This is a genomic window from Lutimaribacter pacificus, from assembly GCF_900142185.1.
In the GTDB taxonomy this organism is placed as follows: Bacteria; Pseudomonadota; Alphaproteobacteria; order Rhodobacterales; family Rhodobacteraceae; genus Lutimaribacter; species Lutimaribacter pacificus.
On sequence record NZ_FQZZ01000002.1, the window covers coordinates 84,235 to 107,098 of the forward strand.

At 65.8% G+C, this 22,864-nt stretch carries 18 protein-coding genes; 7 read left to right on the plus strand and 11 right to left on the minus strand.

Going from position 1 to position 22,864, the window contains the following annotated elements:
• Positions 1-3: 3 nt before the first annotated feature.
• Together F3H87_RS06415 and F3H87_RS06420 are read right to left on the minus strand one after the other, a co-directional pair.
• The gene (locus F3H87_RS06415) at positions 4-1,266 is read right to left on the minus strand and encodes an efflux RND transporter periplasmic adaptor subunit (RefSeq protein ID WP_149787766.1); all 1,263 of its coding nucleotides are present in this window, start codon (positions 1,264-1,266) and stop codon (positions 4-6) included.
• Positions 1,267-1,523: 257 nt separating this feature from the next.
• Positions 1,524-2,519 carry an asparaginase gene (locus F3H87_RS06420; RefSeq protein ID WP_149787767.1) on the minus strand — a complete coding sequence of 332 codons (996 nt, stop codon included), beginning with the start codon at positions 2,517-2,519 and terminating at the stop codon, positions 1,524-1,526.
• A gap of 206 nt (positions 2,520-2,725) precedes the next feature.
• Here F3H87_RS06420 and F3H87_RS06425 point away from each other — a divergent pair, with 206 nt between their 5' ends.
• The 4 genes from F3H87_RS06425 (at position 2,726) to F3H87_RS06440 (ending at position 8,412) form a co-directional block, all read left to right on the plus strand.
• Positions 2,726-3,214 carry an invasion associated locus B family protein gene (locus F3H87_RS06425; RefSeq protein WP_149788208.1) on the plus strand — a complete coding sequence of 163 codons (489 nt, stop codon included), beginning with the start codon at positions 2,726-2,728 and terminating at the stop codon, positions 3,212-3,214.
• 407 nt (positions 3,215-3,621) lie between these two features.
• Positions 3,622-4,800, plus strand: coding sequence for an aminotransferase class I/II-fold pyridoxal phosphate-dependent enzyme (locus tag F3H87_RS06430; RefSeq protein ID WP_149788209.1), 1,179 nt, complete (start codon positions 3,622-3,624; stop codon positions 4,798-4,800).
• A gap of 27 nt (positions 4,801-4,827) precedes the next feature.
• Complete coding sequence (locus tag F3H87_RS06435) at positions 4,828-7,725, plus strand: DNA translocase FtsK (RefSeq protein ID WP_149787768.1); 2,898 nt, start codon at positions 4,828-4,830, stop codon at positions 7,723-7,725.
• 81 nt (positions 7,726-7,806) lie between these two features.
• Positions 7,807-8,412 (plus strand): LolA family protein, encoded by a 606-nt coding sequence (locus tag F3H87_RS06440; protein WP_149787769.1) that lies wholly within the window; start codon positions 7,807-7,809, stop codon positions 8,410-8,412.
• Between the two features lie 8 nt (positions 8,413-8,420).
• Here F3H87_RS06440 and F3H87_RS06445 read toward each other — a convergent pair whose 3' ends face one another.
• The 7 genes from F3H87_RS06445 to trhO all read right to left on the minus strand — a co-directional run bounded on the left by F3H87_RS06445 (position 8,421) and on the right by trhO (position 15,622).
• Positions 8,421-9,362 (minus strand): calcium-binding protein, encoded by a 942-nt coding sequence (locus tag F3H87_RS06445; protein WP_149787770.1) that lies wholly within the window; start codon positions 9,360-9,362, stop codon positions 8,421-8,423.
• A gap of 83 nt (positions 9,363-9,445) precedes the next feature.
• Positions 9,446-9,721 (minus strand): DUF5665 domain-containing protein, encoded by a 276-nt coding sequence (locus F3H87_RS06450; RefSeq protein WP_149787771.1) that lies wholly within the window; start codon positions 9,719-9,721, stop codon positions 9,446-9,448.
• The gene (locus F3H87_RS06455; protein ID WP_149787772.1) at positions 9,714-10,250 is read right to left on the minus strand and encodes a DUF1643 domain-containing protein; all 537 of its coding nucleotides are present in this window, start codon (positions 10,248-10,250) and stop codon (positions 9,714-9,716) included. The genes F3H87_RS06450 and F3H87_RS06455 overlap by 8 nt, the downstream gene beginning before the upstream one ends.
• A 38-nt stretch (positions 10,251-10,288) precedes the next feature.
• Positions 10,289-11,194 carry a tRNA pseudouridine(55) synthase TruB gene (gene truB, locus F3H87_RS06460; RefSeq protein ID WP_149787773.1) on the minus strand — a complete coding sequence of 302 codons (906 nt, stop codon included), beginning with the start codon at positions 11,192-11,194 and terminating at the stop codon, positions 10,289-10,291.
• A gap of 64 nt (positions 11,195-11,258) precedes the next feature.
• Positions 11,259-12,584 carry a UDP-glucose dehydrogenase family protein gene (locus F3H87_RS06465; RefSeq protein ID WP_149787774.1) on the minus strand — a complete coding sequence of 442 codons (1,326 nt, stop codon included), beginning with the start codon at positions 12,582-12,584 and terminating at the stop codon, positions 11,259-11,261.
• 120 nt (positions 12,585-12,704) lie between these two features.
• On the minus strand, positions 12,705-14,567 hold the full coding sequence (locus F3H87_RS06470) for a polysaccharide biosynthesis protein (protein ID WP_149787775.1): 1,863 nt from the start codon (positions 14,565-14,567) through the stop codon (positions 12,705-12,707).
• Between the two features lie 140 nt (positions 14,568-14,707).
• Positions 14,708-15,622, minus strand: coding sequence for an oxygen-dependent tRNA uridine(34) hydroxylase TrhO (gene trhO, locus F3H87_RS06475; RefSeq protein ID WP_149787776.1), 915 nt, complete (start codon positions 15,620-15,622; stop codon positions 14,708-14,710).
• 98 nt (positions 15,623-15,720) lie between these two features.
• Here trhO and pncA point away from each other — a divergent pair, with 98 nt between their 5' ends.
• From pncA to F3H87_RS06490, 3 genes are all read left to right on the plus strand, one after another.
• Positions 15,721-16,326, plus strand: coding sequence for a bifunctional nicotinamidase/pyrazinamidase (gene pncA / locus F3H87_RS06480; RefSeq protein ID WP_149787777.1), 606 nt, complete (start codon positions 15,721-15,723; stop codon positions 16,324-16,326).
• 71 nt (positions 16,327-16,397) lie between these two features.
• Positions 16,398-17,690: a nicotinate phosphoribosyltransferase gene (pncB, locus tag F3H87_RS06485; RefSeq protein ID WP_149787778.1), complete on the plus strand. Its 1,293-nt coding sequence runs from the start codon at positions 16,398-16,400 to the stop codon at positions 17,688-17,690.
• 90 nt (positions 17,691-17,780) lie between these two features.
• Positions 17,781-19,355, plus strand: a complete 1,575-nt coding sequence (locus F3H87_RS06490) for a class I adenylate-forming enzyme family protein (protein ID WP_149787779.1) — start codon at positions 17,781-17,783, stop codon at positions 19,353-19,355.
• Between the two features lie 7 nt (positions 19,356-19,362).
• Here the strand turns inward: F3H87_RS06490 and aroQ are convergent, their stop codons facing one another.
• Positions 19,363-19,800: a type II 3-dehydroquinate dehydratase gene (aroQ, locus tag F3H87_RS06495; RefSeq protein ID WP_149787780.1), complete on the minus strand. Its 438-nt coding sequence runs from the start codon at positions 19,798-19,800 to the stop codon at positions 19,363-19,365.
• An 80-nt stretch (positions 19,801-19,880) separates the two neighbouring features.
• Positions 19,881-22,484: a hybrid sensor histidine kinase/response regulator gene (locus tag F3H87_RS06500; protein ID WP_188129179.1), complete on the minus strand. Its 2,604-nt coding sequence runs from the start codon at positions 22,482-22,484 to the stop codon at positions 19,881-19,883.
• Positions 22,485-22,864 lie beyond the last annotated feature (380 nt).

Below are 22,864 nucleotides of genomic sequence, written 5' to 3' on the forward strand. Positions count from 1 at the left end.
CGTTCAGCCGCCCTGCCCGATGATCACCATGTCGCCGGGATGCAGGTCGCCGCCGGTCACGATGGTGTGGCGCCCGTCGCTGGCGCCGGTTTCCACGGCGATTTCGGTGGCCGACCCGTCGCGCAGGACCCACACGGTTCTGGCCGAGGTGACCCCGGCTTGTTCGCCCGGCGGCGACGGCATGAGCATCCCCAGCAGCCCGCCGCCCCGGTCCGAACTGTCGTCGCTTGCCACGGGCGGGGCAAAGCGCAGCGCGGCGTTGGGCACCAGCAGCTTGTCGGTTTCTTCGGCCACGACGATCTCGGCGGTGGCGGTCATCCCGGGACGCAGCGCCATGTCGGGGTTTTCCAGCGCCAGCGTTGCGCTGTAAGTCACCACCCCGTCCACCGTTTCCGGCGCATAGCGGATGCGCACGATTTCGGCCTCGAACAGCCGTTCGTCATAGGCCTCGACGGTGAAGCGGGCGATATTGCCGGGGGAAAGCTGGCCGATATCGGCCTCGTCCACGGCGACCTGCACTTCCATCTTGGTCAGGTCTTCGGCCACGGTGAACAGCACCGGAGCAGAGAGCGAGGCCGCCACGATTTGCCCGGTATCGGCCTGCCGGTCCAGCACCACGCCGTTGATCGGGGAACATATGCAGGCCTTGTCCAGCTCGGTCCGGCTGAGCGCCAGGTTGGCCTCGGCCACGCTGCGGTCGGCATTGGCGACCTGCACCTGCGCCAGCGCCCGGTCGAGCGCGGCCTTCGACTCGATCAGCGCCTGGTGCGATGTGACGCCACGCTCATCCAGTTTTCTTGCTGTCTGGTAGTTTTCCATCGCCTCGCTCAGCGTGGCGGTGGCGGACAGAACCTGCGCCTCAGATGCCTGCAGGCTGGCTTCGCGCAGGCGGACCTGCGCCTCGAGCTTTTCGGTATCGAGCCGCGCCAGCACCTGGCCGTCCGTCACCGGATCGTTGTAATCCACAAGAACCTCGGCAATCGTGCCCGAAAGCTCGCTCGAGATATCGACGACATTGGTGGGCTCCACAGTGCCCGTCGCGGTGATCGTCACGGTAACATCGCCGCGCACTGCCGCCTCGGTGCGATAGGCGGGCGCGGTACTGGCGTCCTGCCGCGTCTGAAACCACCAGTAGAAACCGCCGCCAAGCAGCACGACCAGACCCGCGATCAGCCCCCAGCGACGCATCCGCCCGGCCCCCCGGCCTGCACCGATCCCGATCGCGGCTTCGATCTCTTGCTGTTTCGATTTCGATGCTTCGGCCATGGCCCTTGCCTCTCAGCTGGCGGCTGTCTGTGCGGTGTGCCATGCACGTCGCGCCGACTCGGTTTCCCGAGAATGGCACCATTTTAACGTGCGGCAACGACATTTCCGGCGCAAAGCCCGGTGTCAGGGGCGCATGGCGGCCGGGCGCACCTATTTGTCGCACAAAGGGTATCGCCTGACGGGCGGTGCAGGCAACGGCTTTGGCGAATGCCGCGCCTCGGCCCGAGGCTAGCGCGGGCGTGGCTGGCGGCAAATTGTCACGCGAAGGCCCCGGCCGGGCGTATCGCCCCGGTCACCAGACCCGCGAAATTGCGGATCGGCGCGTTCAGGAACTTGCGCGTCGCCGGATGATCGGCGTCGAGCAGGCCCAGCTTTACCAGGATCGCGGCAATGGCGCATTCCGCGCCGCGCGTGCCGCCATCGGTGATCTTCAGCGCGACGCCCAGTTTGCGCTCGGGGATGATGGCGATGAAAAATGCCTCGGCCCCGGTTTTCAGCGCCACGCGCCCGCCCATCGCGCGCATCAGTTCGGTGCAGGCGCGGCCTTCGCCGGCGACAAGCTCGGGGCAGGCGGTCATCGCGTCGCGCAGCGTTGCGGCGGCGCTTTGCTGCGTGCCGGCGCCATCACGCGCGGCGGCGAAAAAGGCCATCGCCCGCGCCATGCCATGCAGCGAGGTGGCGAAATTCGGGGCCGAACAGCCGTCGATGCCGAAACCGGGGCTGTCCTCGCCGGTGACCTCTTCGAACGCGGCCTTGCACGCCTTTTGCACGGGGTGGTCGGGGTCGACATAGTCGGGGCCTGCGCCCAGATGGTCGGCCAGCGTCAGGAATCCGGCGTGTTTGCCCGAGCAGTTGTTGTGGATGCGGCAGGGCGCGCGCCCTTCGCGGATCAGCGTATCGCGGATGTCCAGATCGCGCGGTTCCTGCGGGCCGCAACGGAAATCGTCATCGGTCTTGCCGATGTGATCCAGCCATGCCTGCACGCGCCCGACATGGATCGCGGCGGCGTTGTGCGAGGCGCAGGCCAGCGCGAAATGTTCCGTCCCCAACCCGTTCGCGGCGGCGGCACCGCTGGTCAGCAAGGGCAGCGCCTGGATCATCTTGGCCGACGAACGCGGCAGGACGGTGGTTTCCGGGTCGCCCCAGGCCTGGACGATCTGACCGGTGTCGTCGCAGATCACCGCGTGGCCCATATGCACGCTTTCCAGAATCGGGCCGCGCCAGATCTCGGCCATGGGAACCGGGTTCGTCATCGTCTTTGCCCTTCAAATCTGTGCGAAAATTCGCCAATGGCCCCTTTCACCGGTGGCGGATCATACGCTAATGTCGCAATGTCGAGACGGAGTGGTGCCGCAAGAGCAAAGCGAAAACAAGCGGCATCGGTTGAATTGAGGCTAACGGACAGCTGGAGGCTGGTCACATGGTATCACGGATTGCGAAAGGGCTGGTCTGCGCCACGATGGTGCTGGCGGGCACGCATACCTGGGCGCAGGACACGAGCGACAACCAGGTTGCCGCAAAAACCGATTGGAGCGTATTCGAAGACACCGATCCCAAGGAATGCTGGGCGGTATCCTCTCCGAAGGAAACGGTGAACATGCGCGACGGGCGCGTCGTCGCCGTGCGCCGGGGCGAAATCCTGTTCATGGCGTTTTACCGTCCCGGGGCAGGGGTGCAGGGGCAGCTGGGTTTCACCGGCGGTTATCCCTTTGCCAGCGGTTCGACCGTGAACCTGAATGTCGACGGCAACGAGTTCGAACTGTTCACCGAGGGCGAATGGGCCTGGCCGGCCTCGGCCGCGGACGATGCCAAGATCATCACCGCGATGAAGCGCGGTGCAAGCGCCATCCTGACCGCGCGGTCCTCGCGGGGCACCACGACGAAGGATACGTTCTCCCTTCTCGGGTTCACCGCCGCTCTGGAAGAGGCTGAAAAACGCTGCCAGTGAGGGGGGTGCAGAACCCACCGCAGAAACTTGCGAGTTGAACAATGCGCCTGCCCGGAACAGCCGCGCAGCGGCCCGGGCATCGCACGGCCGGGCGATTGGCTGCCGCAAGTGCCACGCTTTGAGGGAGCAGGTGGCTGCACGATAGAATGCCAGTCACAAATGTCGGATCGCCCGACCGCGGGCATGCGATGCCCTCTGTCGGGAACGGTTCACATGTCCCAAGGGGCTCTGAGCGGTCATCGCCGCCGCACTGTCCCTCACCCCATTCCCCATGCACTCCGCCGGGGGCTGTCTGAAATGCCACAACCCCCGGATCATGCGTTGCTTTTTCTGGACGGGCCCCGCGCCGTTCTGTAACTTGGGCACAAACCGGGGCGAAAAGACCCCGCACCTTGAGGCAGTCACAGATGTTTCCCGAGCGGTTCTCGAACCTACCGGCCTATGCGTTCCCGCGCCTGCGCGCGCTCCTTGACCCGCATCCAGCGGGCGGGCCGGTGCGTCATATGACCATCGGTGAGCCGAAACACCCCTTTCCCGCGTGGATTTCCGACATCCTGAGCCGCGAAATGTCGGGTTTCGGGCAATACCCCCCGAACGAGGGCACGCCCGAACTGCGCGCCGCGATCACCGGCTGGCTGAACCGCCGCTATGGCGTGACGCTGGACCCGGACACGCAGGTGATGGCGCTGAACGGCACGCGCGAGGGGCTGTATAATGCCTGCATGGCGCTGGTGCCCGAGGCAAAGAACGGGGCGAAACCGGCGATCCTGATGCCGAACCCGTTTTATCAGGTCTACATGATCGGCGCGATCTCGGTGCAGGCCGAGCCCGTTTTCGTGCCGGCAACCCGCGAAACCGGGTATCTGCCCGATTACATGTCGCTGCCGGCCGAACTGCTGAACCGTGTGGCGGCGGCCTATATCTGTTCGCCCGCGAACCCGCAGGGCGCGGTGGCAAGCCGGGCCTACTGGACCGACCTGATCGGGCTGGCCGAGACATATGATTTCCAGGTCTTCGCCGACGAATGTTACAGCGAAATCTACCGGGGCGAGCCGCCTGTCGGTGCGTTGGACGTAGCCGCGGAAATGGGCGCGCATCCTGACAGGGTGGTGGTGTTCCATTCGCTGTCCAAGCGGTCGAACCTGCCGGGGCTGCGTTCGGGCTTCGTGGCCGGGGGTGCGGAAAGCATCCAGCGGATCAGGCAATTGCGCGCCTATTCCGGCGCACCGCTGCCGCTGCCCCTGCAGCGCGTGGCCGAGGCCGTCTGGACGGATGAGGCGCATGTGCAGGAAAACCGCGCGCTTTACCGCGAAAAGTACGCGGTCGCGGACGAGATTTTCGCGGGCATCAACAGCTACCAGGGCCCCGAGGCGGGGTTCTTCCTCTGGCTGCCCGTCGAGGATGGCGAAGAGGCCGCATTGAAAGCCTGGACCGAAACCGGCGTGCGGGTTCTGCCCGGCGCCTATCTGAGCCGCGACACGGCGCAGGGCAATCCGGGCAAGGGGTATATCAGGGTCGCGATGGTGGCCCCCCTGGACGAGATGCGCGAGGGGCTGATCGCCCTGCGCGACTGCATCTACAGGTAAAGAAAAGAAGAGAAGACGAGGCGAGGCATGGCATATCAGACAAGGGGGCGTGATCCGCTGTTCGACAGCGACATGGCCGAGGCAATCGAAAAGCGCGGCAAGGAATTGCTGGGGATCGGCCTGCTGGTGCTGGCCGCCGCCGCCGCTGCGATGGTCATGAGCTATCATCCCGAGGACCCGTCCTTCCTGTCGGCCACCGATCAGCCGGTGCAGAACTGGCTGGGCCGGTTCGGCGCCTCGATCGCCGCGCCGCTGTTCATGATCGTGGGATGGGCGGCCTGGGGCCTGCCCATCGTGCTGGGGGCCTGGGGGATGCGCCTGATGCTGCATCGCGGGGCGGATCGCGCCGTGGGCCGCCTGATCTTTGCCCCGATCTGGATCGCCGTGCTGTCGCTCTATGCCGCGTCGCTGACGCCCGGTGCCGAATGGGCGCAAACCCATTCCTTCGGTCTGGGCGGGCTGTTCGGCGATACCGTCATGGGCACGCTTCTGGGTATCCTGCCGGTCGGCGCGGCCTTCGGGCTCAAGCTGATCTCGGTGCTTCTGGGGGCCGGAATGCTGGTTCTGGGCGCCTTCGTGCTGGGCTTTACCATGCCGGAACTGCGCCGTATCGCCCGGTTCCTTCTGGTCGGTCTCGTCGTGGCCTATGCCGGCCTGATGACGCTGCTGGGCCGGGGTGCCGGCGGTGCCGTGCAGGCGGCCCGCGCGATGCAGGCCCGCGCCGCCGACCGCAAGGCCGAGCGCGAGTTCGCCGCGCAGGAGGCCGCGGAATACGCCGCCGCGCAACAGGCCGTGGCCCCGCCGATGACGCACCGGGTGCGCCGGGCCGAACCGCCGCTTTCGGGTATGCCCGAACTGGTCGAGGACGAGGAAGAGCCCGCGCGCAGCGGCCTGTTCGCCCGTATGCCCAGCCTGATCCGCCGCCCCGAAACCATGCCCGAGCCCGAGCTTGTCACCCCCGACCCTGTGGCCGGCGATGCCGAGATGCCGGGCGATGATCGCATCCGCGCCAAGATCGCCGATGTCATCAAAAGCCGCGCGCGCGGCGGGGCCGCCATCATCGCGCCCGGCACGGCGCCTTTGACCAAAGGGCGTGGCCGCGGGCCGGACCCGTTGCTGCTGAACACCGGCCGCGCGGCGGGTGCCTTGCCGCCCGAGCCGCCCCTGACCGCCGCGCAGGCGGCGCAGCCCGCCCTGTCGGTGCCCCCCGCGCCCGCCGCCTTCGACGATGAGGAGGAGGATGACGACGCCTATCTGCCGTTGCAGGATCAGCAGGTGACCCACCCCGCGATCCCGGTGGCCGAGCCGCGCAAGGTGGTGCAGCACCCGGTGCGCAAGCCGGTGCAGCCCTCGACCCGCGCCCGCGCCGAGGCGCAGCCCGCCCTGCCGCTGGAAGAACGCGCCGCCATCGAATACGACCTGCCGCCGCTGTCGCTGCTGTCCAGCCCCGAAACCGTGCAACGCCATCACCTGAGCGACGAGGCGCTTGAGGAAAACGCGCGTATGCTGGAAACCGTGCTGGACGATTACGGCGTCAAGGGCGAGATCGTCAGCGTCCGCCCCGGCCCCGTCGTGACCATGTACGAGCTGGAACCCGCGCCGGGCCTCAAGGCCAGCCGCGTGATCGGCCTGGCCGACGATATCGCGCGCTCGATGTCGGCGCTGTCGGCCCGCGTGTCCACCGTGCCGGGCCGCAGCGTGATCGGGATCGAACTGCCCAACGATTACCGCGAGATGGTGAATTTCCGCGAAGTCCTGTCCAGCCGCGACTATGGCGACGGCAAGCACAAGCTGCCGCTGGCGCTGGGCAAGGATATCGGCGGCGATCCGGTTGTGGCGAACCTGTCCAAGATGCCCCACCTGCTGATCGCGGGGACCACGGGCTCGGGCAAGTCGGTGGCGATCAACACCATGATCCTGTCGCTGCTCTACAAGCTGACGCCGGAAGAATGCCGGCTGATCATGATCGACCCCAAGATGCTGGAACTGTCGGTCTATGACGGTATCCCGCACCTTCTGTCGCCCGTCGTGACCGACCCGAAAAAGGCGGTTGTCGCCCTGAAATGGGTCGTGGGCGAGATGGAGGAGCGTTATCGCAAGATGTCCAAGATGGGCGTGCGCAACATCGACGGCTATAACAGCCGCGTGGCGGACGCGCTGGCCAAGGGCGAGATGTTCAGCCGCACGGTGCAGACCGGGTTTGACGACGAAACCGGCGAACCCGTGTTCGAGACCGAGGAATTCGCACCCGAGAAGATGCCCTATATCGTCGTGATCGTGGACGAGATGGCCGACCTGATGATGGTCGCGGGCAAAGAGATCGAAGCCTGCATTCAGCGCCTGGCACAGATGGCGCGGGCCAGCGGCATTCACCTGATCATGGCAACGCAGCGGCCCTCGGTCGACGTGATCACCGGCACGATCAAGGCGAACTTTCCCACGCGGATCTCGTTCCAGGTGACGTCGAAGATCGACAGTCGCACCATCCTGGGCGAACAGGGGGCCGAGCAACTGCTGGGTCAGGGCGACATGCTGTATATGGCGGGCGGGGCCAAGATCACCCGCTGCCACGCGCCCTTCGTGTCGGACGAAGAAGTCGAGGAAATCGTCAACCACCTGAAATCCTACGGCCCGCCCGAATATATCGGCGGTGTCGTGGAAGGCCCCGACGACGACAAGGCAGACAATATCGACGCGGTTCTGGGCCTGAACACGGGCGGCAACACCACGGGCGAGGATGCGCTTTACGATCAGGCGGTGGCGATTGCGATCAAGGACCGCAAATGCTCGACCTCCTATATCCAGCGCAAGCTGGGCATCGGCTATAACAAGGCCGCGCGCCTGGTCGAGCAGATGGAGGACGAGGGCATCGTCAGCACCGCCAACCATGTCGGCAAGCGCGAGATCCTGGTGCCCGAGCAATAAATCGCCCGATGACATCCCCGTCGCGTGAACGTGACGGGGGGTATCTGGCGCGTTGGTGCATCACGGCATAGTTTCGGGGGCATGATGGTGTTTCGTTCCTTTCTTGCGGCGGCCCTGCTGGTTGCCACAACCCTGCCCGCGGCGGCCGAGAAGCTGTCGCTGGCGGAAATCTCGCGCTATCTGAACGACCTGCAAACGGCGCAGGGCGCGTTTACCCAGATCAACGATGACGGCACGATCGACACCGGCACGATCTATATCAAGCGTCCGGGGCGCGTGCGGTTCGAATATGCGCCGCCAAACCCGGCGCTGGTGCTGGCGGGCGCGGGCAGCGTGGCGGTGTTCGACGCGCGGTCGAACATGGGGCCGGATGTCTATCCGCTGAACCAGACGCCGCTGTCGATCATCCTGGCGCGCGATGTCGACCTGACCCGCGCGCGCATGGTGGTGGGGCACGAAACGGACGGGACGACCACGACGGTAACGGCGCAGGACCCCGACAATCCCGATTACGGGAATATCCAGCTGGTCTTTACCGCCAACCCGACAGAGCTGCGCCAGTGGAAGATCAACGACAGCGCGGGCGGCACGACAACCGTGGTGCTGGGCGAGATGACGGTCGGCGGTGCCATCAGCAACCGCCAGTTCGATATCCAGCGCGAGGCCGAAAGGCGCAGCGGCCGCTAGGGCCGGGATCAGGCGGTCAGCAGGGCGATGTGATCCATCGTCAGGCCGGCCCCGGTTGCGAAACTGGCGATCGGCACACCGTTCATGGTCAGAGCCATCCGGTCGGGGGTCTGCATATCCTCGGCAAGGCCCAGTGTCGGCTCAGCCCCCGTTGACGCGTCATAGACGATGACGATCTGGTCCTCTTCGGGGTCGAAGTCGCTTACGAAAACCGGGTCGGCGATCCAGTCGCCCAGAATGACCGTGTCGGCCCCGTCGCCTGTGTCGATATGGTCGCCATCTCCGCCTTCGATCACGTCATTGCCGCCACCACCGTTCAGGAAATCCGCAGCATCGTCGCCGCGCCCCGTCAGGGTGTCGTGGCCCCAGCCGCCGAACAGGGTATCGGCATCGGCCCCGCCATCCAGAACATCGTGCCCCAGCCCGCCATGCAGCGTGTCGTTGCCGGCATCGCCTTGCAGCGTATCGCTGCCATCGCCGCCGACCAGACTGTCATCGCCGGTCCCGCCGGACAGCAGGTCGTCATCCGCGGCGCCGAACAGCGTGTCGTTACCGTCATCCCCCTGCAAAAGATCGTCGCCGGTGTCGCCCTGCAGCGTATCGTCACCATTGCCGCCCGACAGGCTGTCGTCGCCTGCCTCGCCATGCAGGTCGTCATCGCCTGCGCCGCCCGACAGGCTGTCATTCCCGTCGCCGCCGCCCATTTCGTCGATGCCATCGCCGCCGGTCAGGATATCGTCGCCATCCCCGCCCGCGATCGTCTGGTCGCCACCCCCGTCCGGCAACCCGTCCGAGGCGAGCCGGACAAGGTCGGGCACATCGCCGGTCGCGGTTTCGCCGGGCGTGTCGGGGGCATCGGTTTCGACCTCTCCATCATCCTCTTCCGGCATCACGGCGACGACGGCGGCCCCGGCCATCATAAGGCCCAGCAGACTGGCAAGCATCAACATGGTTCTAACCCCGGAAACACACACCCCAACGGCACTCTGCCACAGATAGGGTGAGTCGGATCAGATACAATCGGAAGGCGTGGTTAACGGATTTGCCCGATCTCGTCGGCGATCTGGCGTGCCCATTGGCCGACGATGGGCAGGAATTCGATCTGCGACAACCACCACGCCAGCAGCGAAACAAGGATCGTCGCCCCCACGACCGAGCCCAGGCCAAAGGCCATCCCGCGCAGGAACTGGAACATCAGCATTTTCCGGGGCTTGTCATGCATCCGCACGAAACGGTGGCTGTTCAGCAGCGCCACCTCGCGCGAAAGGCGCTCGATCGCGTCCTTCAGATCGCTTTGCCCGTCAGCCATCGGATGTCCTTTCGTCGCGGCCAGGCAGCCACGGTTCGGGTTGCCGGGTATAGGCGATGTAAAGCGGGTGCTTCGGATGCCCCGCCTGCGTCAGGCCCAGATGGTGCACCGCGCGGCCGGTGCCGCGCAACAGCGCCTCGACCTGCGCACCGCGATCCAGATGCGCACCATGCGCCCCCCAGGCGGCGATGATCCGGTCGGCCCAGGGGCAGCTTTCAGCGATGGCCGCATTGTTCGCCGGGCCCACAGGATCGGCGGCGGCGCGCATCTTTTTCGGGTCGGTATCGCGCCATGCAAAGATGTTGGTCACGCGGAACGCGCCGAACCCCAGCGCGCGGGCGCGGCGTTCGCAGCGTTCCACGGTGGGGTCGTTCTGCACCTCGGTCGCGGTCGACGGGTTCAGCATGATGAACAGGGCCCGCCGCCCGGCAGGTTCCCACACCCGCGTCAGAAGATAGCGGTAGCGTTCGCAATCCGAATAGACGGCGGTGGAATGGGCATCGCCCTTTTGAAACTCGCGCGTGATCATGCAGGGTTTTTGCCGGTCTGTGCGATGCGTTGCAAGGGTCAGGCGTTGAACACGCGGCTGGGATGCAGCTCACCCGACTTGTAGCGGCCCACGGCCACCGCCTGCCCCTGGTAGGAGGCCCAGCATTCCTCGCCATACTCGACATCGCTGGCGATCACCATGCCGGGGTTGCCGTTACGCAGCCGGGTCGCGCCCTGATCGGTGCAGGTGACCTGCGGCAGGTCCGCCAGCCCGGTTTCCAGCGGCAGCAGCAACGCGTCAAGTTCCGGCTGCCGGGCCAGTTCCTCGAGCCGGTCCAGCGTAACCGCCTCTTCCACGTCGAAGGGGCCGGACCAGATCCGCCGCAGCCGGGTGACATGGCCATGACACCCCAGAACCTCGCCCAGATCGCGGGCGATGGCGCGCACATAGCCGCCCTTGCCGCAGGTCATTTCCAGCGTGACATGGTCGGGATCGGGCCGGTCCACCAGCACCAGCTCTTCGACCCAGAGGGGGCGGGCCGCGATTTCGACCTCTTCGCCCTCGCGCGCAAGCTTGTAGGCGCGCTGCCCGTCGATCTTGACCGCCGAGAATTTCGGCGGAACCTGCATGATCTCGCCCAGGAACCCGCCAAGCGCCTGCTTGATCTCGTCGTCGGAAGGGCGGGTCTCGCTTTCGGCGACCACCTCGCCCTCGGCATCGTCGGTGTTGGTGGCCTGGCCCAGCCGCATGGTGAATTCATACGCCTTCATCGCGTCGGTGACGAAAGGCACGGTCTTGGTCGCCTCGCCCAGTGCCACCGCCAGAACCCCCGTCGCCTCGGGGTCGAGGGTGCCGGCATGGCCCGCCTTGTTGGCGTCGAACGCCCAGCGGACCTTGTTCACCACCGCGGTCGAGGTCAGGCCCGCGGGTTTGTCCACGACCAGCCAGCCGGAAATGTCGCGGCCCTTTTTCCTGCGTCCCATGCGCCTGTGCCCTTACCAGAGAAAGCGGCGGGGTAGCCCAAGCGCCGCGCGCTGTCAAACGCCCTCAGTCATCTTTCTGAAAGGGCGCGCGCCCGATGGATTCATACGATTCGAACCCGGCCCGCTTTGCGTCTTTCGGCGCATAGACATTCCGCAGGTCGGCCATGCGCGGCACGGTCATCTTCTTCGCCAGTTTCTTCAGGTCGAGCGCGCGAAATTCGTTCCATTCGGTCAGCAGCACCAGCAGGTCGGCGTTCTGCGCGGCCTTGTAGGCATCGTCGAGCCAGTGAACGCCGGGCAGCAGCGCCTCGCCCTCGTGCCTGCCCTGCGGGTCGACCACGCGCACCTTGGCGCCGCCGCCGACCAGCGCGGGCACGATGGTCAGGCTGGGCGCGTCGCGCATGTCGTCGGTGTTGGGCTTGAAGGTGACGCCAAGCACCGCGACCGTCTTGCCGTTGAACGAGCCGTCGCAAAGATCGAGCAGCTTGTCGATCATCCGGCGCTTGATCTCTTCGTTGACCTTGATGACGGTTTCGGTGATCTGCATCGGCACGGCATGGTCCTGCCCGATCCGCGCCAGCGCCTTGGTATCCTTGGGAAAGCAGGAACCGCCATAGCCCGGCCCGGCATGAAGGAACTTGTTGCCGATCCGCCCGTCCAGCCCGATGCCGCGCGCCACCTCTTTCACGTCGCCGCCTGCGCGTTCGCACAGCGCCGCGATTTCGTTGATGAAGGTGATCTTGGTCGCCAGAAAGGCGTTGGCCGCGTATTTGATCATCTCGGCCGATTCCAGATCGGTCGTGACGATGGGAAAGTCGCGCAGGTAGAGCGGGCGATAGATTTCTGCCATCACCTCGGCGGCGCGGTCGTTCTGCACGCCCACCACCACGCGGTCGGGTTTCATGAAATCCTCGATCGCGGCGCCTTCGCGCAGGAATTCAGGGTTCGAGGCGACGTCGAAATCCAGCTCCGGGTTGGCCTTGCGTATCGCCTTTTTGACCTGCCGGTTGGTGCCGACGGGCACGGTGGATTTCGTCACCACCACGACATAGCCCTTTGCCACCCGCGCGATCTCTTCCGCGGCGGCCATCACATAGGTCAGGTCGGCATGCCCGTCGCCACGCCGCGTGGGTGTGCCCACGGCGATGAACACCGCATCGGCCCCGTCCACCGCCCTTTCCAGGTCCATGGTAAAGGACAGCCGCCCGGCCTCGACATTCTTGACCATCAGCTGATCCAGGCCCGGCTCGTAAATCGGCACCTCGCCCTGTTCCAGCCTTGCGATCTTGGCCGGGTCCCTGTCGACGCAGATCACATCATGCCCGAAATCGGAAAAACATACCCCCGAAACCAGCCCCACATAACCCGTCCCGATCATTGCGATTTTCATTCGCCTGGTCCTGCTGTTCGTGTTGTGGCGATCTTTTCGCCAGACCGGCCCCCAGTGTCAATCGGACCCGTGATCGCGGGGGTGCCGGGCGGAAAACCGTGTTGAAAATGCCGGGCGGGATCAGGCGCGCGCTGCCAGTTGCAGGTCGCTTTCGGGCTGTTCGACCCAGCGGGCCAGCACCTCGCGCGCCGCCTTCGCGTCATGCGCGTCGATCGCGTCGCGCAGGTCGCGCAGGGCGTTGGCCATCTCGATCTCGGACAGGGCGCTTTCCTGCGCGCGCAGGATTCCGGGATGCGGTGTGGTCAGCATATCGGCCGAAATCAGCAACTCTTCGCGCAGCTTCTCGCCGGGGCGCAGGCCGGTGATGCGGATCTCGATATCGCCGTCGGGGGTGTCCGCGTCACGAACCGCCAGCCCGGCGCCTTCGATCATCTGGCGGGCAAGGGTGCGGATCGGCACGGGCTGCCCCATGTCCAGCACGAAAAGGTCGCCGCCCCGCGCGTAGGACCCCGCCAGCAGGACAAGGCGCGCGGCCTCGGACCGGGTCATGAAATAGCGGCTGACCTGCTCATGCGTCAGCGTCACCGGGCCACCCCGCGCGATCTGTTCCCGGAAAAGCGGGATCACCGACCCGGACGAGCCGAGCACGTTGCCAAAGCGCACCATGGCGAATTTCGTGCGCGTCGCGCGCGTGGCAAGATCCTGCACCACCATTTCGGCCAGCCGTTTCGACGCGCCCATGACATTGGCGGGGCGCACCGCCTTGTCCGACGAGACAAGGATGAACCGCCGCACCCCGGCCCGGAGCGCCGCCGCCGCGATCACGCGGGTGCCGAAGACGTTGTTCCAGAGCCCCGCGATCTCGTTACCCTCGACCAGCGGCACGTGTTTGTAGGCGGCGGCGTGCACGATCACCTCGACCCGGTGGATTTTCAGGATATGCGCCACCAACCCCATATCCGTGACCGAGCCCAGGACCGGCACGATGTCCGCGCCCTGCGGATCGGCGCGCATCTCGGTGTCGATGGTGTAGAGGGCAAGCTCGGAATGATCGAGCAGGATCAGCCGCGCCGGCGCACATGCCAGAAGCTGCCGGCAGAGTTCCCCGCCGATCGTGCCGCCCGCGCCGGTGATCAGGATCGTCCGCCCGGTATAGCTGTGCGCGGCGCCGGGCAGATCGGCGTCCAGATGCGCGCGGCCCAGCAACTCCTCGACCGGCTGCGCGGCCTGCTGCAGGCTGACCCCGCTGCCGCTGACAAGTGTTGCGAATGACGGCAGCGAATGCAGCTCGACCCCAAGCGGGCGCAGCCGCCGCGCGATACGCATCTGCGCGCGGGCATCGACCGAGGGCATGGCCAGAACGATCCTGTCGATCCTGTGCCGCGCCGTCAGGGCCGCCAGTTCCAGGGGGGCAAAGACCGGCAACCCGGCGACGACAAGCCCCTGCAGCGCGGGGTTGTCGTCGACAAAGGCGACCGGCGTTACCGCGTCATCGGTGCGCAGCGCGGCGGCCAGTTGTTGCCCGGTCCGGCCCGCGCCGTAGACGATCACGCGCATCCGGTCCTGCCCGCGGCGATAGATGGCGATCAGCGCCTGCCGCAGCAGCACGCGCCACGATACCGACAGGATCAGGTAGGCCATCGTGACCGTCACGAAGGCGCGGGGAAACAGGGGGTGCAGCATCAGGTGATTGACCGCCAGCCCGCCCAGCCCGGTCAGCGCGGCAAAAAGCGCGGTCCTGACGATTCCGCGGCTTTCATAGGCATTCAGCTTGATCCGGGGCAGGCCGGTCAGGATGGCCGCCAGCGCGGCGATGGCGGATATGGCCAGCGTCAGCCAGACGATGCGCGCGCCCTCGGGCGGGGTGCCGGTCAGGGCAACGGCCAGCAAAACCGCCAGCGGCACCATCGCGATATCGAGCGTCAGAAAGATCAGCCGCTTCTGGAACCGCGAAAGAGAGGTCACCATCCTGTAAAGAAACATCCAGCACCCTGCACGATCGCAAACCGGTTACGAAAGGGCCCGGGCGCACCGGAAACGCGCATTTGGCCCATGCCTCCGGCTTGGACCCAAAGTGGTAAACGGGTGGTAAACGAAAGTGGAAAAACCCGCCGGCGCGGCGATCAGACCGGGGAAAACCCGCCCAGGTGCTTTTCGCCGCGCGCGCGGGCCAGGTCGATCTGGTGCTGGCGTTCACGGAACCGCGCCTTGTCTTCGTCGCTGGTTTCATCGGCGCAAAGGTGGCAGCTGACGCCATGCTCGTACTCCGGGCGGTCGCGGTCCCCGGGCAGGATCGGGCGGCGGCAGGCGTGGCACAGCAGGTGCGGCCCCTCTTTCAGCCCGTGTTCCACCGACACGCGCCCGTCGAAGACGAAACAGGCGCCTTGCCATGTGCTGTCGTCGGCAGGCACCTCTTCAAGGTATTTCAGGATGCCGCCCTTCAGGTGATAGACCTCGGGCACGCCCTGGCCCAGCAGGAAATTGGTCGATTTCTCGCACCGGATGCCGCCGGTGCAGAACATGGCGATCCGCTTGTTGTGGAATCGCCCCTTGTTCTGTTCCCACCAGTCGGGAAACTCGCGGAAACTGTCGGTCTGCGGATCGACCGCGCCTTCGAACGTGCCGATGGCCACCTCGTAATCGTTGCGGGTGTCGATCACCACCACGTCGTCGCTGCGGATCAGGTCGTTCCAGTCCTGCGGCGCGACGTAATGGCCGACGCGGGCGCGCGGGTCGATATCGGGCTGCCCCATCGTCACGATCTCGCGCTTGAGCTTGACCTTGGTGCGGGCAAAGGGCTGCTCGGCCGCGGCGCTTTCCTTCCACTCCAGACCGGCGCAGCCGGGCAGGGCGCGCACGTGGGACAGCACAGCGTCGATACCGGCACGATCCCCCGCGATGGTGCCGTTGATCCCCTCGCGTGCCAGCAGCAGCGTGCCGGTCACGCCCTTGTCCTGCATCAGCGACAAAAGCGGCCCGCGCAGGGCAGCGGGGTCGTCGAAGCGGGTAAAGTGGTAAAGGGCGGCCAGGATATACATGCGGGCGATTTACGCCCAAGCGCGCCGCCCCGCAAGCGTCAGGATTGACGCGCCTCACCGTGACCCCTACGCCTGTGGCAAAAGAACGGAGCCCACAGATGCCTGACGCCAACGAAGCCCTGATCGTAATCGACGTGCAAAAGGATTTCTGCCCCGGCGGCGCGCTGGCTGTCCCCGGGGGCGACCAGATCGTGCCGGGTATCAACGCGCTGATGGCCGGGGCCGGGGCGGTTGTGCTGACGCAGGATTGGCATCCGTCCGGCCATTCCTCCTTCGCATCGTCGCACGAAGGCCGCGACCCTTACGAGGTGATCGACATGCCGTATGGCCCCCAGGTCCTGTGGCCCGATCACTGTGTGCAGGGTCGCAAGGGCGCGCGGTTCCACGCGGGCCTGCAGGTGGATCATGCCGACATGATCATCCGCAAGGGATACAACCCGGACATCGACAGCTATTCCGCCTTTTTCGAGAACGACCATGAAACCCCGACAGGGCTGGAGGGGTATCTGCGCACACGCGGCATCGACAGGCTGGTGATGGTCGGCCTTGCCACCGATTTCTGCGTCAATTACTCGGCCGTGGATGCCGCAGGGCTGGGTTTCGACGTGACCGTGCGGCTGGACCTGTGCCGGGGGATCGACCTTGACGGCTCGCTCGACGCCGCGCTTGCGGGGATGCGGCAGGCGGGCGTGACCCTCGCCTGACACCGCCCGCAGCTTGCAACCTGCGGCCCGGATGCTTTAACCAGACCCAACCGTAAATCCCGGAGGCCGCCATGGTCGACATCGCCAACCGCGTCTGGAACCACAAGTGGAAGATCGACCCGATCGTGCGGTCGCTGATCGACACCGATTTCTACAAGCTGCTGATGTGCCAGTCGGTCTTTCGCAACAGGCCCGACACGCAGGTAACGTTCAGCCTGATCAACCGCACAAAGTCGATCCGCCTGGCCGACCTGATCGACGAGGGCGAACTGCGTGAGCAGCTCGACCATATCCGCTCGCTCCGGCTGACCCGCGGCGAAAGCACCTGGCTGCGCGGCAACACCTTCTATGGCAAGCGCCAGATGTTCCGCCCCGATTTCATGGAGTGGTTCGAGAACCTGCAACTGCCGCCCTATCACCTGGAAAAACACGACGGGCAGTACGAACTGACCTTCGAAGGATCGTGGCCCGAGGTGATGCTGTGGGAAATCCCCGCGCTGGCCGTTCTGATGGAACTGCGCGGCCGTGCCGTTCTGCACGAGATGAAGCGGTTTGAACTGCAGGTGCTGTATGCCCGCGGCATGACCAAGCTATGGGAAAAGGTCGAGACGCTGCGCCAGATCGACGGGCTGCGGCTGGCCGATTTCGGTACCCGGCGGCGGCATTCCTTCCTGTGGCAGGATTGGTGCGTGCGCGCGCTGCACGAAGGGTTGGGCGACAATTTCGTCGGCACCTCGAACTGCCTGATCGCCAAGAACCGCGATCTCGAGGCGATCGGCACCAATGCCCATGAACTGCCGATGGTCTATGCTGCGCTGGCCGATACCGACGAGGAGCTGGCCCAGGCGCCCTATCAGGTTCTGGCCGACTGGCACGAAGAGCATTCCGGCAACCTGCGCATCATCCTGCCCGACACCTACGGCACCGAAGGGTTCCTGGACCGCGCGCCCGACTGGCTGGCGGGCTGGACCGGGATACGCATCGACAGCGGCGATCCGGTGAAGGGCACCGAAACCGCGATCCGCTGGTGGAAGGAGCGGGGCGAGGACCCGACGAAGAAGCTGGTGATCTTTTCCGACGGGCTGGACGTGGACAAGATCGCGGAGCTGCAGGCGCATTTCGCGGGCCGGGTGCGCATCTCTTTCGGCTGGGGCACGCTGCTGACCAACGATTTCCGCGGCCTGACCGACGGCGATGCGCTGGCGCCGTTCTCGCTGGTCTGCAAGGCGGTGTCGGCCAATGGCCGGCCCACGGTGAAATTGTCGGACAACCCCGAAAAGGCGATGGGCCCCGCGGACGAGATCGCGCGCTACAAGCGCGTGTTCGGCGTGGGCGAGCAGGAGCGGATGGAGGTCGTGGTTTGATTTCCGCCTTGCGGAAGGAAATCCCACCCTCTTGCATTCCGACCGCGCGCCGGTGAATCTCCCCCGGAACACGAGGAGGTTCGCACATCCATGATCCCCATCGCCCCGCCCGCGCCCGACAATCCGCCCCATGAAACCGTCAACGACATGATCCGCGCCAGCGCCGCGCGTAACCCGGGGCGCATGGCGGTGGTGTGCGGCGACACGCGCCGGACATGGGCGGAATTCGACGAACGGGTGAACCGCGTGGCCAACGCGCTGATCGGCATGGGCGTGGCAAAGGGCGACCGCGTGGCAATGCTGGCGCCGAACTCGGCGGAATATGCCGAACTGTTCATCGGCACGCTGCGTGCCGGTGCGATCATCACGCCGCTGTCCACGATGGCCGCGTCCGGGGCGCTGGAAAAGATGTTGCTGGATTGCGGGGCAAAGACGTTCTTCCTTGCCGATCAATACCGCGACCTTGCCGCACCTTTCCTGTCAGGACTCGCGGCGCAGACCGTGGCGCTGGATTTCGACGCCGGCCTGCCGCGATACGAGGATCTGCTGGCCCGCGCCGATACCTCCGATCCGGCCGTTCCCGTCACGCTGGATGATCCGTGCAACCTGATCTATTCCTCGGGCACCACCGGTACGCCCAAGGGCATCCTGCACAATCACTGGATGCGCGCGGCGCAGATGTCGCGGGTGGGGCCCAACGGTTATGCCGATGACGACGCGCGCACGCTGATTTCGACGCCGCTCTATTCCAATACCACCATCGTCTGTTTCCTGCCCGCGCTGGTGGGCGGCGGAACCGCCCACCTGATGCCGAAATTCGATGCGCGCCGGTATCTTGAGATCGTGCAGGCCGAACGCATCACCCACACCATGCTGGTGCCGGTGCAATACAAGCGCATCATGGACGTGCCCGATTTCGACGATTTCGACCTGTCCTCGATGCGGTGCAAGTTTTCCACCTCGGCGCCGCTGCGCGCGGATGTGAAGGCCGACGTTCTGGCCCGCTTTCCCGGCAAGCTGATCGAATATTACGGCCTGACCGAAGGTGGCGGCGTGACCGTGCTGGTGGCAGACGAGCAGCCCGGCAAGCTGCATACCGTGGGCGCCCCGGCCGAGTTTTCCGAGATCCGCATCATCGACGAGGACGGCAAGCCGCTGCCGCAGGGCCAGGTGGGCGAGATCGTGGGCCGCTCTCCCACCATGATGTCGGGTTATTTCGGGCGCGACGACCTGACCGCCGAGTACATCTGGACGGATGGGGATGGCACGCAGTTCTTCCGCTCGGGCGACATGGGCCGTTTCGACGAGGACGGGTTCCTGATCCTGTCGGACCGCAAGAAGGACATGATCATTTCCGGCGGGCTGAACATCTATGCCGACGATCTGGAGCTGGTGCTGCTGTCCGACCCGGATGTCATGGACGCGGCGGTGATCGGTGTGCCGTCGGAGGCCTGGGGCGAAACCCCGCTGGGGCTGGTGGTGCTGCACGCCGGGGCCGAACGCGGTGCGGACGATATATGCCGGGCGGCGAACGAACGGCTGGGCAAAAGCCACCGCCTGTCGGCGGTCGAAATCCGCGACGACCTGCCGCGCAGTTCCATCGGCAAGATCCTGAAGCGTGAATTGCGCGCACCCTATTGGGAAGCAGCCGGGCGGCAGATCTGATCCGCGCCTATCCCAGCCGGTGCGCCATCTGGCGCAGCGCCAGAAGGTAGCCGTTCGTGCCGCAGCCCGCGATCACCCCGTCGGCGCGCGCCGAGACATAGGAGTGATGGCGGAACGCCTCGCGCTTGTGGATGTTCGAGATATGCACCTCGATCACCGCGCCGTCATACATGTTCAGCGCATCGAGGATCGCCACCGAGGTATGGGTATAGGCCGCCGGGTTGATGATGATCCCGGCCGCGCTGTTACGGGCCTGCTGAATCCAGGTCACCAGCTCGCCCTCGTCATTGCTCTGGCGGAAATCGACCGTCAGGGACAGTTCCCCGGCCAGCGCCGCGCAGGCCGCTTCCACGTCCTGCAGCGTTTGCGCGCCATAGATATCGGGCTCGCGCGCGCCCAGAAGGTTCAGGTTCGGCCCGTTCAGGATCAGGATCGTCTGGCTCATGCTGCTCTTGCCCTATGCCCATGCGCCCGCTGTCGGGGCTTTGGCGCAGTATCGGGCTTTGCGCCGCGCCTGTCGAGGGGTCAGGCGCCCCCCACGACATCGACCATTTCGGCGCGCGTCCGGGCCCAGATCGGCGCCAGTTCGGCCAGCCCCTCGCGGAACGGGGCCTCTTCGCCGGATTTGCCCAGTGCCTCCAGGTCGCCCAGCCGCGAATGCAGGGTTGCCGCGCCCAGCACTGCCGCCGATCCGGCGATCTTGTGCAGCCGGGGCACCAGATCGCCCATCGGCTGTGCGCTGCAGCCTTCGATCTCTTCCAGCGTGGCGTCGGTTTCGCGGATGAACCGGTCCAGCAACTGCCCGGCCGCGTCGGCGCCCAGGTCCTGCATCAGCTCGCGCAGGCGCTGGTCGTCCACTGCGCCGGTCTCGGCGGGTTTGCGCGGTTCTGGATCGGTCAGCGCCAGCGGCGACTCGGGCGGCCTGGTGCCGCAATAGCTGGCCAGTTTCGCCAGCAGGTCGATCCGTTCGATCGGCTTGCCGACCGTATCGTTCATTCCCGCCGCGCCGAACGCCCGGATTTCATCGGGCAGGGCATGGGCGGTCACGGCCAGGATCGGCGTTTCGGCCGAGGGCCCGTTTCCTGCACGGATCGCGTGCGTCGCCTGAACCCCATCCATCACCGGCATAGAGATGTCCATCAGGATGATATCGAAGCGGCGCAGCTCGGATATCCTGACGCCTTCCTCGCCGTTCATGGCCTCGGTCACGTTATGCCCCTCGGCCAGCAGCATGTCGCGCAGCACGACCCGGTTGATCTGGTTGTCCTCGACGATCAGCACGTCCAGCGCCCGGTCGAAACGGGTGCAGGCCGCCGTGTTCTCGTCGGATTCATGGATTTCGGCCCGTTCCAGCGGCAACCGTATCCAGAAGATGCTGCCCTCGCCCTCGATGCTGTCGACACCGATCTCGCCGCCCATCGCCTCAGTCAGGCGGCGCGAGATGCCAAGGCCCAGCCCGGTGCCCTCGGCGCGCCGTCCATAGGTGCTGTCGAGCGTTTCGAAATCGCCGAAGATCCGGCCGATATCCTTTTCCGCGATACCGATCCCGGTATCGACGACGCGGAATTCAAGCGTTTCGGCGCCGTTATGCTCCATCACCTCGCATTCCAGCGAGACCGAGCCGTTGCGGGTGAACTTGATGGCGTTGCTGATCAGGTTCAGCAGAACCTGGCGCAGCCGGACCGGATCGCCGGTCATCGCCGGAACCGGATCGGACAACCATTCATAGTTCAGCTCGTTCCGGTTCGCCTCGGCCACGCTGCGCTGCCCTTCGATCATCTCGTGCAGCAACGGCTCGGGCCGGAAGGCGGTGTTCGCTATCAGAACCTTGCCCGCCTCGAATTTCGAAATTTCCAGCACATCGTTGACATGATGCATCAGCAACTGGCCGGATGCCGACATGTTGTGCACATAGGTTTTCTGCTGCGCATCCAGGCGCGTATCGCGCAGCAGGCTGAGCGTACCCAGCAGCCCGTTCAGCGGCGTGCGCATCTCGTGGCTCATCACGGCGAGGAACTCGGCCTTGGCGCGCTCGCCGGCAAGCGCCTTGTCGCGCGCCTCGACCAGCGATGCCTCGGCCTCGCGCCGGTCGGTGATGTCGCGCACGAAGGCCACGAAAACCGGCCCGTCGCGGTCGGCCACGCGGTCGACCGACAGCTCCACCGGGAACAGCGTACCGGATTTGCGCCGCGCCTCCATCTCCAGCCGGCCGGCGCCGACGATCCCGGATTTGCCGGTATCGGCATAAGCGTGAAGCTCGCGGTAGAAGGCGGGCTTGCGGTGGTCGGGCACCACCAGGTCGGCAATCGCAGCGCCCAGCGCCTCGTCCGCGCCATAGCCGAACATGTTTTCCGCCGCGCCGTTGAAGGCCGAGATGCGGCCCAGGCTGTCGAACACAAGCACAGCGTCCAGCGAGGTTTCGAATATCCGCTGCAGGCGGGTGGCGGTATCGCGCTGCTGTGCGGCCTGTTCCTGCGCCCGGCGCGACAACCGCATCAGCACCATGGCAAAGATCGACAGGATCAGCACCAGGCTGACCGCGGTCGCCGCCATACGATAGAGCGTGGCGGCCATCGCCTCGCGCTCGAAGGCGGCGCGTTGCGAAAACACCTCGTGCGCGTTGTTCGACAGCTCCGACATCACCGGCAAGAGGGACCGCGCCTGCGCCGAGATTGCCGGCAGCCCGGCGGCCAGTTCGGCATCGCTCCGCGCGGCACTGTCGGCCAGTTCGTCGGAAAATGCAGAAAGCTGTTCCATCGCCGGGCCGAAACGCGCGTCTTCCTGCAGCATCCGGTCCGCGATCTCCGACTCCAGCGCGGTCAGCCCGTCGCGGAACCCGGCCATTCGCGCCCGCAAATCATCGGCCGATGTGGCAGGCATGCCCGAAGCGTCGGCCAGCACCGTCAGGTCAAGCTCGGCCCGTGATGCATTCCACAGCGCGTCCGTCTCGCCGACCTGGGTGTCCAGCATTTCCAGCCGGCGGTCCACATCCATCGACAACCCGATCGCCGCGATGATGGCAAAGGCCAGCCCCACGACCACCGCAAGGTGCTTGGTGCGCTGCCTGTTTTCGGTGGGCTCCAACTCGATCTGTTTTTTGAACATCGTCTTGCCTGTGCGCTGCCTCATGTGGGAATCCGCGGTTCCGAGCGGCCGCATCTGGTCTGCCGTCCGGCGCGGTTCCCTGTGCCCCGACGCCGCCACATCCTGCCGGAGGGAACGGCAGGATGCGCGGGCGATCGGTTTTCATCCGGGCGACACGCGTTATCTTCGGCTGGCGCACCTTCCTGCGGATCGTGACTTTCAGGCTACCCGCCCCGGCCCCGTTCTCCGAGTGTGGCATCGGGCTAGATGCGTATCCGAACGGATAGGCGTGATCTTGCTTTCGGACAGGGTTCGAAAAAAACGCAAATATCTGCCACAACTTTGCCATCACCGCTGGGCAACATGCAGCGTGACGGGGTCCGCGCCGGACGGGCCGACGAGCAGGAAAAAGAAGCAATTTACTG

Excerpts from the sequence above, each read along its gene's own strand:
- aroQ (WP_149787780.1), bottom strand. The coding sequence starts at position 19,800 with ATGAGCCAGACGATCCTGATCCTGAACGGGCCGAACCTGAACCTTCTG.
- F3H87_RS06420 (WP_149787767.1), bottom strand. The coding sequence starts at position 2,519 with ATGACGAACCCGGTTCCCATGGCCGAGATCTGGCGCGGCCCGATTCTG.
- F3H87_RS06465 (WP_149787774.1), bottom strand. The coding sequence starts at position 12,584 with ATGAAAATCGCAATGATCGGGACGGGTTATGTGGGGCTGGTTTCGGGG.
- pncB (WP_149787778.1), top strand. The coding sequence starts at position 16,398 with ATGGTCGACATCGCCAACCGCGTCTGGAACCACAAGTGGAAGATCGAC.
- F3H87_RS06470 (WP_149787775.1), bottom strand. The coding sequence starts at position 14,567 with ATGTTTCTTTACAGGATGGTGACCTCTCTTTCGCGGTTCCAGAAGCGG.
- F3H87_RS06490 (WP_149787779.1), top strand. The coding sequence starts at position 17,781 with ATGATCCCCATCGCCCCGCCCGCGCCCGACAATCCGCCCCATGAAACC.
- F3H87_RS06430 (WP_149788209.1), top strand. The coding sequence starts at position 3,622 with ATGTTTCCCGAGCGGTTCTCGAACCTACCGGCCTATGCGTTCCCGCGC.
- F3H87_RS06425 (WP_149788208.1), top strand. The coding sequence starts at position 2,726 with ATGGTGCTGGCGGGCACGCATACCTGGGCGCAGGACACGAGCGACAAC.
- F3H87_RS06445 (WP_149787770.1), bottom strand. The coding sequence starts at position 9,362 with ATGTTGATGCTTGCCAGTCTGCTGGGCCTTATGATGGCCGGGGCCGCC.
- trhO (WP_149787776.1), bottom strand. The coding sequence starts at position 15,622 with ATGTATATCCTGGCCGCCCTTTACCACTTTACCCGCTTCGACGACCCC.
- F3H87_RS06440 (WP_149787769.1), top strand. The coding sequence starts at position 7,807 with ATGATGGTGTTTCGTTCCTTTCTTGCGGCGGCCCTGCTGGTTGCCACA.
- F3H87_RS06435 (WP_149787768.1), top strand. The coding sequence starts at position 4,828 with ATGGCATATCAGACAAGGGGGCGTGATCCGCTGTTCGACAGCGACATG.
- F3H87_RS06450 (WP_149787771.1), bottom strand. The coding sequence starts at position 9,721 with ATGGCTGACGGGCAAAGCGATCTGAAGGACGCGATCGAGCGCCTTTCG.
- truB (WP_149787773.1), bottom strand. The coding sequence starts at position 11,194 with ATGGGACGCAGGAAAAAGGGCCGCGACATTTCCGGCTGGCTGGTCGTG.
- F3H87_RS06415 (WP_149787766.1), bottom strand. The coding sequence starts at position 1,266 with ATGGCCGAAGCATCGAAATCGAAACAGCAAGAGATCGAAGCCGCGATC.
- F3H87_RS06455 (WP_149787772.1), bottom strand. The coding sequence starts at position 10,250 with ATGATCACGCGCGAGTTTCAAAAGGGCGATGCCCATTCCACCGCCGTC.
- pncA (WP_149787777.1), top strand. The coding sequence starts at position 15,721 with ATGCCTGACGCCAACGAAGCCCTGATCGTAATCGACGTGCAAAAGGAT.
- F3H87_RS06500 (WP_188129179.1), bottom strand. The coding sequence starts at position 22,484 with ATGAGGCAGCGCACAGGCAAGACGATGTTCAAAAAACAGATCGAGTTG.